Raw genomic sequence first — 14,741 nt, forward strand, 5'->3', positions numbered from 1 at the left:
CATCCCTCAGCCGCCCGGCCGCAGCAGGTAGGGCGCGCCGCTGCGCTCGCAGATGCCACGGATCAGCACATCCAGGCTGTCCGGCACCGGCACCCCCTCGCGCAGCCGGCGCTCGCGCATCCTCTCCTCCGGCTCGCCGGCGACCAGCACCGGCTCGGCCGGGTTCGCGGGCGGCGTGGCGTGCAGCTCGTCGATGACATCGTCGAGGTCGCCCTCGAAGGCGCCCGCCTCGCGGAACGCTCTCGGGTCGAGGGCAAGAAAGAAATGGCCAATGTTGTGCGGCTGGTCCGGCCCGTGGGTGCGGTTGCGGATCGGCGAGAAGCTCGCCCCCACCAGCGTGCCTCCGAGGATGTGCACCATCGCCGCCAGGCCATAGCCCTTGGCGCTGCCTCCCTCCTCGGTGCCGCCGAGCGGGGTGATGCCGCCCTCCGCCCGCTGGAAGACGAAGGCGTTGGCCTCATGCGGGTCGGTGACCGGGCGGCCGGCGCCGTCCACCACCCACCCCTCGGGCAGCGGCGCGTCGTTCAGGTGATGCACCTTCACCTTGCCGGCGGCGACGGTGGTGGTCGCCATGTCGAGCACGAAGGGCGGGTTGCGCCGCGCCGGCGCGGCGAAGGCGAGCGGGTTGGTGCCGAGCACCGGGGCGGCGCCGCGAGTCGGCACCATGGTGACGCCGCGCGTCGAGCTCGCCACCATGCCGATCACGCCGCGTGCCGCAGCAAGGCGCGCATAGGCGCCGGCGGCGCCGAAATGGTGGCTGTTCACCACCCCCACCACGCCGACGCCATGCTGCAACGCCTTGTCCACGGCGAGGGTCATGCCCATGACGGAGACCGGGTGACCGAGCCCGTCGCCCGCGTCGAGCAGCGCCGTCGGCCCGGCCTCGCGCACCAGGCGCGGCCGCGCGGTGAGTCTGATGCGTCCGGCGCGCACTCCTTCCTCGTAGGTCATCAGCATGGAGAGGCCGTGGCTGTCCACGCCCATCAGGTCGGTCTCGACCATGATGTCCGCGGTGGTCTCCGCCATGTCCCCCGGCATTCCCCAGGCGGTGAGGATGGCGAGGATCTGCGCGCGGATCGTCTCCGCCGCGACCGGCCTGCCCTGGGTGACGTTCCGCGCCATGGCCGGTCTCAGTCCACGCGCGCGCCGGTGGCGCGCACCAGCGGCACCCAGCGTTCGATCTCGGCGGCGATGAACGCCCGTGTGCGCTCGGGCGTCATCCCCTCGGGGATGGTGTTGCCGAGACCGAGCAGCCGGTCCCGCACCGCGGGGGTGCGCAGCGCCTCGGCGATCTGCTCGTAGAGGAACTGCCGGATCGGCTGCGGCGTGCCGAGCGTGGTGGACCAGGGCGTCCAGGTGGTGGCCTGGAATTCCGGGATGCCAGCCTCGGCGCTGGTCGGCACCTCGGGCGCGAGCGGCGAGCGCTCCGGCGCCGCGATCACCAGGCCGCGCACCGTGCCGGCGCGGAAATGCTCGGCGAGGAAGGAGATGGTGTCGGCCTGGAAGGCGGTGCGGCCGGCGGCGAGATCGGTGAAGGCGGCGGCCGAGCCGCGGTAGGGCACGTGCAGCGCCTGCACGCCGAGCAGATGCACCAGCATCACCCCGGCGATGTGCCCGGTGGAGCCGTTGCCGGAGGAGCCGAACTCGTACTTGCCCGGGTTGGCGCGCAGCAGGTCGCGGAACTCCGCCACCGTCCGCACCCCGAGCGAGGGATGCACGGCGACCGCGATCGGGGAGTGGCTGCTGATGGTGATGTGGTCCACTCCGGTCAGCGGATGCACCCGCAGCCGCTCGCCGTAGAGGCCGACATTCAGCGCATGCGAGCCGAGCGCGCCGACCAGCAGCGTGTAGCCGTCGGGCGGGGCCTGGGCCACCGTCTCGAAGGCCACGGTGCCGCCGCCGCTCGGGCGGTTCTCCACCACGAATTGCTGGCCCAGGCGCTGGCCGAGCTCGGTCGAGACCAGCCGCGCGTTGATGTCGGCGTTGCCGCCGGGCGCGAAGGCCACGATCACCCGCACCGGCCGGTTCGGGTAGTCCGTCCCCGGCGCGCGGGGCTGCGCCTGTGCCATGCCGGCGAGGCCGAGCGCGGCCAGCGCCGCGGCCCCGAGAATCGCCATCCGTCGCATCGTCTCCCCCCGGTCTTCAGTTTCAGCCGATCGAATGCTCCAGCACGCCGACGCGTTCCACCTCCAGCCGCAGCCGGTCGCCGGGCTTCAGGTAGCGCGGCGGCTTCCGGAAATGGCCGACGCCGGCGGGCGTGCCGGTGGCGATCACGTCGCCCGGCTGCAGCACCAGGTAGCGGCTGAGATGGGCGATCAGCGCCGCCACGCTGTGGATCATCTCCTGCGTGTTGCCCTCCTGCACCATCTCACCGTTCAGCCAGCAGCGCAGGCCGAGGCGCCAGGGCTCGCCCACCTCCTCCGGCGTGGCGATCCAGGGACCCATCGGGCAGAAGCCGTCGAGACCCTTGGCGAAGCTCGTCATCGGCAAGGGGTGGTCGAATTGCAGGGCCCGGTCGGTGAGGTCGTTCAGCACCGTATAGCCGGCGACATGGTCGAGCGCGTGGCTCTCGGAGACCTGCCAGGCGGGGCGGCCGATCACCACGCCGAGCTCCACCTCCCAGTCGGGCTTGGCGACGGCGGGGGGCAGGCGCACCACGCTGCCCGGGCCGCAGACCGAGGAGGCGGGCTTGAGGAAGATGCGCGGCGCCTCCGGCCGCGGCCCCCCGACCTCCTGCGCATGGTCGCGGTAGTTGCGGCCGACGCCGAGGATCTTGCCCGGCCGCAGCGGCGCCAGCAGCTCCACGGCGGCGAGCGGGCGGCGCAGCGCCGTGCTCTCCGGACGCGCGGCGAAGGCGAGCGCGCGGGCGGCGGCGACCAGCGCCGCCTCGCCGGCGGCGAGCAGCGCCGCCATGTCGGCAGGAAGCGTGGCGGCGGTGTCGGGCTCGCCCGCCGCCGCCTGCGCGGCGGCGAGCGCCGGGCGCAGCGGCACGACCGCATCGCCGATCACGCCGCCGACCTGCTCCGCGCCCTCGGCGCGGAAGGTGACGAGCCGCATCTCAGGCCGCCAGCGCCGCGTAGTCGAGCGTCGCCATCACCTGCACCCGCAGGATGTAGCGCGGCTCGTCCGGCCGGTAGTCGGCGACGGCATTGTGCACCGTGCCGATGTTGTCCCACATCAGCACGTCGCCCGGCGTCCAGGCGTGGGAGTAGAGGTACTTCTCCTGCGCCTGGTGGCGGAACAGGAATTCCAGCAGGGCGTCGCTTTCCGCCCGCTCCAGCCCCTCGATATGCATGGCATAGCCGGGGTTGCAGTAGAGCACGCGCCGCCCGGTGATCGGGTGGGTGCGGAAGATCGGCTGCGGCACGGGCGGCTTCTTCGCCCGCTGCTCTGGCGTCAGCGGCCCGCGGATGCTGCCCGGGCGGATGCGCATCATGTCCCAGAACTTCTCGAAGTCGTGGATGGCGACGCGGCCTTCCAGGCGCGCCACCACCTCGCGCGGCAGGTCGTCATAGGCGGCGTGCATGTTGCGGAACTGAGTGTCGCCGAGCGGCCTCCCGTCGCGCAGCGGCACCTCCTTGGCGTGCAGCACGTTGGCGAGCGCGATGTCCTTCGAATAGGACATGTCGGTGTGCCAGCCCTGGCCGGCGTCGGAGAGGCCGACCGGCCTGCCCTCCGCGTCGCGCTTGTTGGAGAGGATCATCACCTCCGGGTGGCCCGGGGCGTGGAACAGGTTGGCGACGTTCACCTCCAGCTCCCCGAAGCGGGCACCGAAGGCGGAGAGCTGCGCCGCGTCCAAATCCTGGCCCGGAAAGCAGAGGACGCCATACTGGCCGAGGGCGCGCAGGATGGTGCGGTACTCGCCCGGCGAGACCGGGCGGGCGAGGTCCACCCCCTCCACCCTGGCGCCGAGGCCGGCATTGTTCGGTGTGATGCGCATGGGCCGTTCCTCCTCGCCGGGGAGGCTCCGCCAGTGCGGGGCGGCCGTCAACACCTCCGGGAGGCGGCGGCCGCGCCCGACGGCGACCGGGCGTGGCCCGCTATTCCGCTGCCGCCCGCGCCCCTTCGGGCTTCGGCGGCACCAGATGCTTCACCTTCGGCAGCACCTCCTGCTGCAGCAGGCCGAGCGAGGTGCGCCACGCCTCCGGATTCTCGGCGTAGTCGAAGCCGAACACCAGGATCTGGCCGAAGCCGCCCACCTCCTCATACACCTTCTCGAGCTTCTCGATCACGGTCTTGGGCGAGCCGACGATCCAGTTGTGCCTTGCGCAGTATTCGACCGTCACCTCGCTGTCGGCGACCTCGGGGCTGTGCTTCAGGTACTCCTTGAAGCCGAAGTTGGAGAGCAGCGGCAGGAAGTACTCGCCCATCATGCGGCCCATCATGGAGCCGACGGAGAGCTTCCACGCCTCCGCATCCGTCTCGGCGACGAACACCTCGCGCACCAGGCGCCAGTCGCCGCGCCAGGGGGTGCGCCCGGTCTTGCGTGCCCCGGCCTCGACGCTGTCCCAGTGCGAGGAGACATAGGCCGGGTTCAGGTTCAGCGACAGCGGCAGGAAGCCGCGCTCCCCGGCGAGCTTCAGCGTGTCGGAGTTCTTCGACAGGCCGGCGACGCCGATCGGCGGGTGCGGCTGCTGCAGCGGTCGGATGTGGGGCTTGAGGAAGCCGAACATCGTGTCCGGCTTGTCCACCTTCCAGTACCTGCCCTCATGGTGCCAGGGGCCGTCCTCGGTCCAGAGGCGGAGGATGATCTCCAGCGCCTCCCGCGTCATGTCGCGGTTCTGGCCCGACATGCCGTCCACGTTGAACATCGCCCAGTCGGAGGGGAGGCCGGAGGCGGCGACGCCGAACATCAGCCGCCCCTCCGAGAGGTGGTCGAGCATCGCCACGCGGTTCGCCAACTCCGCGGGGTGGTGGTAGGGCAGCAGGAAGCCGCCGGGACCGATGCGCAGGCGCTTCGTCTGCATCAGCGACTGCGCGACCAGAAGGTCCGGCGCCGGGTGCGGCTCCCAAGGCGCGGTGTGGTGCTCCCCGATCCAGGCCTCGGTGTAGCCGAGCTCGTCGAGCCAACGGAGCACCTGCAGGTCCCAGTCGTGGCCCGCCTTCAGCCCCCGCTCCGGCGGATGGGAGGGCATGGCGAAATAGCCGAATTCCATTCTCGGATCCTCCTTCCCGGCCCGGGTCCTGGCCCGGTTGCGCCCATGCTCGCGTCTCTCGCCACCGGCGCGCAAGGGGCTTCGGAGGCGGCCGCTCAGGCGGCGGACGGCTCCGGCAGCACCTGCCGCAGATAGGCGGCGATGCCCCGCCGCCGGTCCCATTGCGCCGGATAGCCGAGCGAGACCTCCTCGAAGCGCGTGCCGTCGCGCCAGTCGGTGCGGCGCAGGTGCAGGTGGCCGCTGACGGCGGCGACGGCGCGGAAGCGCCGGTGCCACGCCTCGGTCCGCCGTGTGCCGCACCAGGGGGCGAAGCGGGGCAGGCGCGGCAGCCGCACCAGGTCCTGCCGCAGCGGGTAATGGCCGGCGAGCACCGTCACCGCTCCGGGCGGCAGCTCACGCGCGAGCCGCGCCTCGGTCGCCTCGCAGCGGCGGCGGCACCACTCCTCGATGCCGGAGAGCGGCGCCGCATGGATCAGGTGCTCGTCGGCCGGCACGCAGCGCGCTTCCGCCGCCCAGCCCCGCACCCGCTCCCGCGGCACGTCCGGCGGGCGGAAGCTGTAGTCGTAGAGGGTGAGCAGGGGCACGATCACCGCCCCGGTCAGCGGCCAGACCAGATAGGCATCCTCCGGCGTGGCGACGCCGCGGCGCCGCGCCGCCTCGACCAGGGCCGCGTATTTGGCGAGGCTGGTCTGCGCACCGCCGCGGTGGCGCCTGGTCAGCCACAGCTCGTGGTTGCCGGCCGTCCAGATCACCCGCGCGAAGCGCCCGGCGAGGAAGCCGAGCGCCTCCTCGAACAGCGCCTCGTCCTCGCAGACATCGCCGGCGAGGATCAGCCAGTCCTCCGGGAAGGCGGGCAGCGCCCGCAGCGCCTCGCGGTTCGCGGGGGCGCCGAGATGCAGGTCGCTGATCGCCCAGAGCCTCACGGCGCGGCTGGGGGCGGCCTCATCCGGCGGCCTCGTCCCGCGCCCCCTGCGCGAGCAGCGCGCGCCGCACCTCGGGCGGGACCGGAATGCGCGCGCCGCTGTCCTGGCGCACCAGCACCAGCACGGCCGCGCAGCGGAACACCAGCCCCTGCTTCCAGACCGCGTATTCCTGCGTATAGCTGGTGCGGCGCACGCTCGGGACGCGCAGCGTCAGCAGCACTTCGTCCTCGAAGCCGAGCGGGCGAAGGTAGCGGGCCTCGAGCTGCGCCACCACGGGGCCCGGCTCGCTCGGCAGGAAGCGCCCGCCGAGCGAGGACCAGTGCGCCACGCGCAGATCCTCGCACAGCGTCAGGTAGGCGGCGTGGTTCACATGGGCGTACATGTCGCATTCCGCCCAGCGGATGCGGTGGCGACGCGCCACCGCCCATTCCCCCTCCACGCCGAAGGCGTCCCGCTCATCCGGTGTCATGCGCGATCTCCGATGCCTCGCCGCGCATTGTCGCGCCTGCGCGACGGGGCCGGAAGGGCGGGAGGCCCGGCATCCCGGCACCGGGGGCAAGCCCTTGCCGCCGGATAATGAAATGTAATCGAAACAATAAATGGCGGAACGGATAGCCCATCTTGCCCTCGGCCCCCTTCCTAAATGACGGATCCGAATCTAATTTTCAGCAGTTCGCGAGGATGGAAGGATTCATGGCCGTGGCTGTTCGGGGGGGATGGGCGCGGGAGGACGCGCTGGCGGGCACGGCATCCCTGGCCGAGCCCCGCCGCCTGCTGCCCGTGCAGCCGCGGACCATGGTGGAGCAGGCGGCCGAGGCCATCGTCGCCGCCGCGGCCCGCGGCGTCTTCCTGCCCGGAGACCGCCTGGTGGAGGCCGAGATCGCGCGCGACCTCGGCATCAGCCGCGTCCCGGTGCGCGAGGCGCTGCGGCTGCTTGAATCCCAGGGCATCGTCGTCAGCACGCCCTACAAGGGCATGCGCCTGATGCAGGTGAGCAACCGCGGTGTCGCCGAGGTCATGCGGGTGCGCCTCGCGCTGGAAACCCTGGCGGTGACGGAGGCGCTGCGCGCCCCCGGCGGCGCGGAGCGCTTCGCCCCCCTCCGCCGCGCCGCCGAGGCGCATGCCGTGGCGGCGGGAAGCGCCGATCCGGCCGAAGGGGTGGCGGCGAACGAGCAGTTCCACGCCGAGCTCTGCCGCGCCTCGGGCAACGCACCACTGCTTGCCCTGTGGCAGAGCCTCGCGCGCCAGCTCGCGGTGATCTGGGGGCTGGCGCGGCAGCGCCCGGACGCCGCCGTCTCCTCCCGCGAGCACCTCGCCCTGGTCGAGGCGTTGGAGCGGGGCGACGCCGCCGCCGCCACCGGCATCCTGTCCGCGCATGTCGGCCGCCACTGCGATTTCGACTACGAGGCCGCGCTGCGCGAGCGCCGCCGCCCGCCGCGCTGACGCCGTACCGCCCGCCGGCGGTTCCGGCGCTCGGCGATTGGCCGTAATCTGCCGGGGGAATCCGCCCGGGATCCGTCCCGCGCCGCCGCTGCCCGGCGCCTCCGCAGGAGAGCACATGTCGCGCATCGCCTATGTCAACGGCCGCTACCTGCCCCAGCGCCGGGCGGAGGTGAACATCGAGGATCGGGGCTACCAGTTCGGCGACGGCGTCTACGAGGTGATCCACCTCCATGGCGGCCGCTTCATCGACGAGGCGCGCCACCTCGACAGGCTGGAGCGGTCGCTGCGGGAGATCCGCCTGCCCATGCCGCTGCCCCGCGCCGCGCTGCGCGTGGTGCTGCGCGAGGTCGCGCGGCGCAACCGGGTGGCGGAGGGGCTGCTCTACATGCAGGTGACGCGCGGCGTCGCCCGCCGCGACCACGCCTTCCCCGAGCCGGCGGTGCCGCCGGCGCTGGTGGTGACGATCAAGCGCATCCCGCCCTACCCGACCGATGTGGAGCGCTGGGCGGTCGCGGCCATCACCATGCCCGATCAGCGCTGGGCACGGCGCGACATCAAGAGCGTGAACCTGCTGCCCAACGTCCTGGCCCGCCAGGCCGCGCGGGAGAGGGGGGCGGCCGAGGCCGTCCTGTTCGACGAGGCCACGGGAATGGTCACGGAGGGCGCGGCGACCACCTTCTGGATCGTGGACGAGGGCGGGACCATCCGCACCCACCACCTCGATCAGGTGATCCTGCCGGGCTGCACCCGCGACGCGCTGCTGGCCAGGCTGCGGGAGGCCGGCATCGGCTTCGAGGAGCGCGCCTTCTCGCTCGAGGAGCTGCGCCGCGCCCGCGAGGCCTTCCTCACCTCCGCCACCTCCTTCGTGAAGCCGGTGACGCGCATCGACGACCGGCCGGTGGGCGACGGCCAAGTGGGCCCGGTGGTGCGGCGCCTGTTCGACCTGTTCGCGCGTCATGTGCAGGGCGCCCCGAGGAACGCGCCGTGACGCCGGAGAGGCTGCCCCCGCCGGCCGCGATCCTCTGGGACTGGGACAACACGCTGGTGGACGGCTGGGCGGCGATCGCCGCCGGGCTGAACGCCGCCTTCGCCGCTTTCGGCCTGCCGCGCTGGACCCTCGAGGAGGTGCGGGCGAGGGTGCGGCGCTCCCTGCGGGAGAGCTTCCCGGAGATCTTCGGCGCGGAGTGGACGAGGGCGCGCGACATCTTCTACGCCGAGGTGCGCGCCCGCCACCTTGCGGTGCTCGCACCGATGCCGGAGGCGGAGCAGGCGCTGCGCGCCGCCGCCCGCGCGGGCATCCCGCAGGCGGTGGTGAGCAACAAGCAGGGGCCGCTGCTGCGGGCGGAGGCGGCGCATCTCGGCTGGGAGGGGCTGTTCCGTGCCCTCATCGGCGCCGGGGACGCGGCCGCGGACAAGCCCGACCCGGCCCCGTTCCGGCTGGCTCTCGGCGCCTGCGGCGCGGAAGGCGATGCGCGGGTGTGGTATGTCGGCGACACCGCGCTCGACATGCAGGCAGCGCGCGCCTCCGGCCTCAGCGCCGTGCTGCTCGGCGATGCCCGCCATGACGGCGGGATCGCCAACGCTCTGCCCGACGCGGTGTTCCCCGATTGCGAGGCGCTTGCCGGGTGGTTGAGCCGGTTGCCACGATGCCCTAAGATTGTATCGGATGGTACCGGAGCGGCGCTGCCGGGCCGCGCGCCCTGGGCATGACTCCCATGCCTTGCCATCCCTTCCCGGCGGTCCAATTCTGTCGCGAACGCGATCCCAGTCGGTGAGACATCTGGTGGGCAGGCGCCCGCCGCAACAACAAGAAGGACAAGCCGTGGCTGCCGAGAAGTCCCAGAACGTGCAGGACGTGTTCCTCAATCACGTCCGCAAGAGCAAGACCCCCGTGACGATATTCCTGGTGAACGGCGTGAAGCTGCAGGGGATCATCACGTGGTTCGACAACTTTTCCGTGCTGCTGCGCCGCGACGGCCATACCCAGCTCGTCTACAAGCACGCCATCAGCACCGTGATGCCGGGAGCGCCGATACAGCTCTTCGACCCCGCCGCGGCGCGGGAGGGCGCGACGGTGACGCGTGAGGGCAACACCCTCACCATGACCCGCGAGCCGAACCCTGTCGGGGGCAATTAGGAACAGGCTGCCCGCCGCGGCGAATGACCGCGGCGGCGGGACGGACGGCATGCCGATGCGCGCCGCCGTCATCCTGCCCCAGCTGCGCGCACCGCAGGCCGACACCACCGCCCCCGGCCTCGCGGCGCGGACCGCCGCGGCGCGCATGGCCGAGGCGGTCGGCCTCGCCACCAGCATCGGCCTCACCGTCGTCCACACCGAGGTCGTTCCGCTGCGCGAGCGCAAGCCCGGCACGCTGCTGGGCGAGGGGCAGATCCAGGCCGCGCGGCAGGCGATCCAGGAGCAGTCCGTGGTGGTCGCCATCGTGGACGCCGCCCTGACCCCCGTGCAGCAGCGCAACCTCGAACGCGCCTGGGGCTGCAAGGTCATCGACCGGACCGGCCTGATCCTGGAGATCTTCGGGGAACGCGCACGGACGCGCGAGGGTGCCCTGCAGGTGGAGCTCGCGCATCTCGAATACCAGCGCACCAGGCTGGTGCGGTCCTGGACCCACCTGGAACGGCAGCGCGGCGGCTTCGGCTTCCTCGGCGGCCCCGGCGAGTCGCAGATCGAGATCGACAGGCGCCTGATCTCCGCCCGCATCGTCCGCCTGAAGAAGGAGCTGGAACAGGTGCGGCGCACCCGCGGCCTGCACCGGCGCGCCCGCAACCGCGTCCCCTATCCCGTCGTCGCGCTGGTCGGCTACACCAATGCCGGCAAGTCCACCCTGTTCAATGCCCTCACCGGCGCCGGCGTCTACGCGCAGGACCAGCTCTTCGCCACGCTCGACCCGACGATGCGGGCGATCCGCCTGCCCTCGGGGCGCAACGTCATCCTGTCCGACACCGTGGGGTTCATCTCCGACCTGCCGACCCAGCTCGTCGAGGCGTTCCGTGCCACGCTCGAGGAGGTCGCCGCGGCGGACATCATCCTGCACGTCCGCGACGCGGCGCATCCCGACACCGCCGCGCAGCGGGCCGATGTCCTGAACGTGCTGCGGGAGATGGCCGAGGGGCCCTATCCCACACTCGACCCCGGCTGGGAGAGCCGGGTGATCGAGGTGCTGAACAAGGTGGACCTGCTCGGCGCCGCCGCTTCCGCGCCGGATGCCGACGCCATCGCCGTCTCCGCCCTCAGGGGCGATGGCCTCGAATTCCTGCGGAGCGCGCTGGACGCCCGCCTCACCGCCGGCTTCGACGAGGTGGAATACGCCATTCCCGCGACGGATGGCATGCGCCTTGCTTGGCTCCACCGCCATGGGCATGTGCTCGAGAGGGAGGAGCGGGAGGGGGTGATGCATCTGCGGGTGCGCCTCTCCCCCGCCGACCGGGCCCGCTTCGAGCGGACCCCGACGTGACGCGGCGCCTCGACCGCAGGCGCGCGCAGGAGGTCGCCGACCTCCTGCGCCAGGCGGCGCGGGCCGAAATCATGCCCCGCTTCCGCTGCCTCGGTGCCGACGCCGTGCGCACCAAGGGCGGCCCGCTCGACCTGGTGACCGAAGCCGACGAGGCCGCCGAGCGGCGGATCGGGACGGGCCTTGCGAGGCTGTTCCCCGGCTGCCTGGTCGTCGGCGAGGAGGCGGCGGCGCGGCAGCCCGCCCTGCCGGGGCGCCTTGCGGAAGCCGATCTTGCCTTCGTGGTGGATCCCCTGGACGGCACGGCGAATTTCGCCGCCGAGGTGCCGCTGTTCGGCGTGATGGCGGCGGCTTTGCTTGGGGGGGAGGTCGCTGCGGCCTGGATCCACGATCCGATCAGCGACAGCACGGCGATGGCCCTGCGGGGTGAGGGTGCCTGGATCGAGGACGCCTCCGGCCGCCAGCAGGAACTCAGGGTGGCGCCCTCCGCGCCGCCGGAGCGGATGGTCGCCTCCGTCTCCTGGGCCTGGATGCGGGAACCCTTGCGCAGCAGGGTGGCGGCCAGGCTTCCCGGCTTCGCCGCGACCGTCGGCTACCGGTGCGCGGCCCATGAGTATAGGCTGGCCGCCTCCGGCCATCTTCACGTGCTGGTCTATAACCGGCTGCTGCCTTGGGATCATGCGCCGGGCTGGCTGCTGCATCGCGAAGCAGGCGGCTACGCCGCTCGCTTCGACGGCAGCGCCTACTCGCCGCTCGTGTCGGGCGGCGGGCTGATCTGCGCTCCCGGCCCCGACGATTGGGAGGCCGTGCGAACCCTGCTCCTTGGAACGGAGAAGGCCGGGGACGGCGACCCGCCCCCGGCCTGAACCCGAAGCCGCTTCCGCCCGGCTGCGCTTACGGAACGGCTCCAGCCCCCTTGCTTGCAGAAGGGAGTCACGCTCCCGGCCGTTTCCCAGCCGCCCGCCATCGTCTCCAGCCGCCGGCGCGGAGCTTCCGCGCCGGCGGTGGCGCATCTCAGCTGTGCGCCAGGACGGCCAGCAGCAGCAGCGCGACGATGTTGGTGATCTTGATCATCGGGTTCACCGCCGGGCCCGCCGTGTCCTTGTACGGATCGCCGACGGTGTCGCCGGTGACCGCCGCCTTGTGGGCCTCGGACCCCTTGCCCCCGTAATGGCCGTCCTCGATGTACTTCTTCGCATTGTCCCATGCACCGCCGCCCGCGGTCATGGAGACGGCGACGAAGAAGCCGGTGACGATCACGCCGAGCAGCATCGCCCCCAGCGCCTCGAAGGCCGCCGCCTTGCCGGCCACCGCCAGCACGCTGAAATAGCACACCACCGGGGAGAGGACGGGCAGCAGCGAGGGGATGATCATCTCTCGGATCGCCGCCTTGGTCAGGATGTCCACCGCCCGGCCGTAATCGGGCCGCTCCCGCCCCTCCATGATGCCGGGCTTCTCGCGGAACTGCTTGCGCACCTCCTCGACGACGCTCATCGCGGCGCGTCCGACGGCGGTCATTGCGAGGCCGCCAAAGAGGAAGGGCAGCAGGCCGCCGAACAGCAGCCCCGCGACCACGTACGGGCTGGACAGGCTGAAGGTCAGCGCCCCGACGTCGCGGAAATAGGGATACTCCGCCGGGTTCTGCGTGAAGAAGCCGAGATCCTGCGTATAGGCCGCGAACAGGACCAGCGCGCCGAGGCCCGCCGAGCCGATGGCGTAGCCCTTGGTCACCGCCTTGGTGGTGTTGCCGACCGCGTCCAGCGCGTCGGTGGTCTGGCGGATCTCCTTCGGCATGCCGGACATCTCGGCGATGCCGCCCGCATTGTCGGTCACCGGGCCGAAGGCATCCAGGGCCACCACCATGCCGGCCAGGGCGAGCATGGTCGTGACGGCGATGGCGATCCCGTACAGGCCCGCCAGGTTGTAGCTGGTCAGGATGCCGATGATGATCACCAGGGCCGGCAGCGCGGTCGATTCCATCGCCACGGCGAGGCCGCGGATCACGTTGGTGCCGTGCCCCGTCACCGAACTCGCGGCGATGGCCCGCACCGGCCGGAAATGCGTGCCGGTGTAGTATTCGGTGATCCATACGATCGCCGCCGTCACGATCAGGCCGATCGCCCCGCAGACGAACAGGGAGAAGGCGCCGAAGCTCGCCGCCCCGGCGGTGATCGTGCCGGTGCCGAAGGTGAGGTAGGAGAGGGGCAGCAGGCCGACCAGGGACAGGATGCCGGTCATGATGAAGCCCCGGTACATCGCCCCCATGATGGAGTTGTTGCTCGGCAGCTTCACGAAGTAGGTGCCCGCGATCGAGGTGGCGACGCACAGCGCCCCGATCGCCAGGGGGAAGACCATGCCCGCGATCCGCAGCGCCGGATCCGTGAAGGCGAGCGCTGCGACCACCATGGTCGCGACCATGGTCACGGCGTAGGTCTCGAACAGGTCGGCGGCCATGCCGGCGCAGTCGCCGACATTGTCGCCGACATTGTCGGCGATGGTGGCGGGGTTGCGCGGGTCGTCCTCGGGAATGCCGGCCTCGACCTTGCCGACCATGTCCCCGCCCACATCGGCACCCTTGGTGAAGATGCCGCCGCCGAGCCGGGCGAAGATCGAGATCAGCGATGCGCCGAAGCCGAGCGCCACGAGCGCGTCTATGACCGGGCGGCTGTTCGGTTCGTATCCGCCCAGGACGACGAGAATGAAGAAATAGACCGCAACCCCGAGCAGCGCGAGGCCCGCCACCAGCATGCCGGTGATCGCGCCGGACTTGAAGGCGACGTCGAGGCCGGAGGCCAGGGACCTGCTGGAGGCATGCGCCGTCCTGACATTGGCGCGGACCGAGACGTTCATGCCGATGAAGCCGGCCGCCCCGGAGAGCACGGCGCCGAGGGCGAAGCCGATCGCCACCGCCAGGCCGAGCCAGAACGCCACCAGCAGGAACAGCGCCAGCCCCACCAGGGCGATCGTGGTGTACTGCCTCTTCAGATAGGCCGAGGCGCCTTCCTGGATCGCCGCGGCGATTTCCTGCATGCGGGCGTTGCCCGCATCGAGGGCCATGATCTGCCTGGCAGTGACCATGCCGTAGACGATGGACAGCACGCCCAGCGCTATCACGATCAGCAAGGAGACGGTCAGCAAGACGAAATTCCCCCTTTATTCGTCATTCTCGCGTCCTCGGCGCTAGGGGCACGACAGGCGGGGCGCCCCGCGCAGGCCGCTCCGCGATGCGCGCTTCACGCTGGCATGGACGGCAGGTCGGTATACGTGGATCGGAGCAGGGCCGCAACGGCAAAGCCCGGCGGGCATCCGCGAGGTTTCCCGCCCCTTTCGGCGGCGAAGCCCGGACCGTGCCGCGCGCCTCCCACCGGGGCGGGGAGCCGCGCCTGAGCGGCATGGCGCCGCGCGCGAAAGGGCACGGGCCGGCGCTTGGCCGGCCCGTCCGCGTCTGCTGGAATGGCGAGGGGCTACTTCAGCACCACGGCTTGGCGTCCACGCTGGCCGTCGCGGACCTCGAGCGACACCTTCTCGCCCTGCTGCAGGTCCTGCCGGCCGGCGCGGTGCAGCACCGAGGAATGCAGGAACACGTCCTGCCCGCCGTCATCCGGGGTGACGAAGCCGAAGCCGCGCACCTGGTCGAACCACTTCACCGTGCCGTTGAGGGCATAGGTGGGCCCGCCGGCATCGCGATCGAAATCGCGCCGCGGCGGACGGTCGCCGAAGCCGCCGCCGCCGAAGTCGCGCCGCGGCGG

15 protein-coding genes are annotated in these 14,741 nt (G+C 71.9%); 6 read left to right on the forward strand and 9 right to left on the reverse strand.

The genetic code is table 11. The features are described 5' to 3' along the window. Nucleotides 1-6: 6 nt before the first annotated feature. The 7 genes from ET526_RS06125 to ET526_RS06155 all read right to left on the reverse strand — a co-directional run bounded on the left by ET526_RS06125 (nucleotide 7) and on the right by ET526_RS06155 (nucleotide 6,548). Nucleotides 7-1,122, reverse strand: a complete 1,116-nt coding sequence (locus tag ET526_RS06125; protein WP_135466786.1) for an Ldh family oxidoreductase — start codon at nucleotides 1,120-1,122, stop codon at nucleotides 7-9. Nucleotides 1,123-1,130: 8 nt separating this feature from the next. After that, nucleotides 1,131-2,117, reverse strand: coding sequence for a Bug family tripartite tricarboxylate transporter substrate binding protein (locus tag ET526_RS06130; protein ID WP_158295508.1), 987 nt, complete (start codon nucleotides 2,115-2,117; stop codon nucleotides 1,131-1,133). Between the two features lie 31 nt (nucleotides 2,118-2,148). Further along, nucleotides 2,149-3,057, reverse strand: a complete 909-nt coding sequence (locus tag ET526_RS06135; protein WP_135466788.1) for a fumarylacetoacetate hydrolase family protein — start codon at nucleotides 3,055-3,057, stop codon at nucleotides 2,149-2,151. 1 nt (nucleotide 3,058) lies between these two features. Beyond that, entirely contained in the window at nucleotides 3,059-3,940 is an 882-nt protein-coding gene (locus tag ET526_RS06140; protein WP_135466789.1) for a TauD/TfdA dioxygenase family protein, read from the reverse strand. A gap of 100 nt (nucleotides 3,941-4,040) precedes the next feature. Then, entirely contained in the window at nucleotides 4,041-5,156 is a 1,116-nt protein-coding gene (locus ET526_RS06145) for an LLM class flavin-dependent oxidoreductase (protein ID WP_135466790.1), read from the reverse strand. Nucleotides 5,157-5,251: 95 nt separating this feature from the next. Then, a complete protein-coding gene (locus tag ET526_RS06150; protein ID WP_135466791.1) occupies nucleotides 5,252-6,079 on the reverse strand; it encodes a metallophosphoesterase family protein in 828 nt (275 codons plus the stop codon). A gap of 19 nt (nucleotides 6,080-6,098) precedes the next feature. Then, complete coding sequence (locus ET526_RS06155; RefSeq protein WP_135466792.1) at nucleotides 6,099-6,548, reverse strand: acyl-CoA thioesterase; 450 nt, start codon at nucleotides 6,546-6,548, stop codon at nucleotides 6,099-6,101. A 224-nt stretch (nucleotides 6,549-6,772) separates the two neighbouring features. Here ET526_RS06155 and ET526_RS06160 point away from each other — a divergent pair, with 224 nt between their 5' ends. The 6 genes from ET526_RS06160 (at nucleotide 6,773) to ET526_RS06185 (ending at nucleotide 11,858) form a co-directional block, all read left to right on the forward strand. Then, on the forward strand, nucleotides 6,773-7,522 hold the full coding sequence (locus ET526_RS06160) for a GntR family transcriptional regulator (RefSeq protein WP_158295509.1): 750 nt from the start codon (nucleotides 6,773-6,775) through the stop codon (nucleotides 7,520-7,522). A gap of 115 nt (nucleotides 7,523-7,637) precedes the next feature. Then, nucleotides 7,638-8,510, forward strand: a complete 873-nt coding sequence (locus ET526_RS06165; RefSeq protein ID WP_135466794.1) for a D-amino-acid transaminase — start codon at nucleotides 7,638-7,640, stop codon at nucleotides 8,508-8,510. Beyond that, nucleotides 8,507-9,232 carry an HAD family hydrolase gene (locus ET526_RS06170; RefSeq protein ID WP_135466795.1) on the forward strand — a complete coding sequence of 242 codons (726 nt, stop codon included), beginning with the start codon at nucleotides 8,507-8,509 and terminating at the stop codon, nucleotides 9,230-9,232. The genes ET526_RS06165 and ET526_RS06170 overlap by 4 nt, the downstream gene beginning before the upstream one ends. Before the next feature lie 112 nt (nucleotides 9,233-9,344). Next, nucleotides 9,345-9,659, forward strand: coding sequence for an RNA chaperone Hfq (gene hfq / locus ET526_RS06175; RefSeq protein ID WP_135466796.1), 315 nt, complete (start codon nucleotides 9,345-9,347; stop codon nucleotides 9,657-9,659). Between the two features lie 55 nt (nucleotides 9,660-9,714). Further along, nucleotides 9,715-10,995: a GTPase HflX gene (gene hflX, locus ET526_RS06180; protein ID WP_408869753.1), complete on the forward strand. Its 1,281-nt coding sequence runs from the start codon at nucleotides 9,715-9,717 to the stop codon at nucleotides 10,993-10,995. Continuing rightward, a complete protein-coding gene (locus tag ET526_RS06185) occupies nucleotides 10,992-11,858 on the forward strand; it encodes an inositol monophosphatase family protein (RefSeq protein ID WP_204623510.1) in 867 nt (288 codons plus the stop codon). The genes hflX and ET526_RS06185 overlap by 4 nt, the downstream gene beginning before the upstream one ends. 148 nt (nucleotides 11,859-12,006) lie before the next feature. Here ET526_RS06185 and ET526_RS06190 read toward each other — a convergent pair whose 3' ends face one another. Beyond that, nucleotides 12,007-14,130 (reverse strand): sodium-translocating pyrophosphatase, encoded by a 2,124-nt coding sequence (locus tag ET526_RS06190; RefSeq protein ID WP_456305108.1) that lies wholly within the window; start codon nucleotides 14,128-14,130, stop codon nucleotides 12,007-12,009. 326 nt (nucleotides 14,131-14,456) lie between these two features. Next, a partial coding sequence (locus ET526_RS21900) for a cold-shock protein (protein ID WP_135466798.1) occupies nucleotides 14,457-14,741 on the reverse strand: 285 nt, incomplete at its 5' end.

It is taken from the genome of Crenalkalicoccus roseus (assembly GCF_004761865.1).
Lineage (GTDB): Bacteria > Pseudomonadota > Alphaproteobacteria > Acetobacterales > Acetobacteraceae > Crenalkalicoccus > Crenalkalicoccus roseus.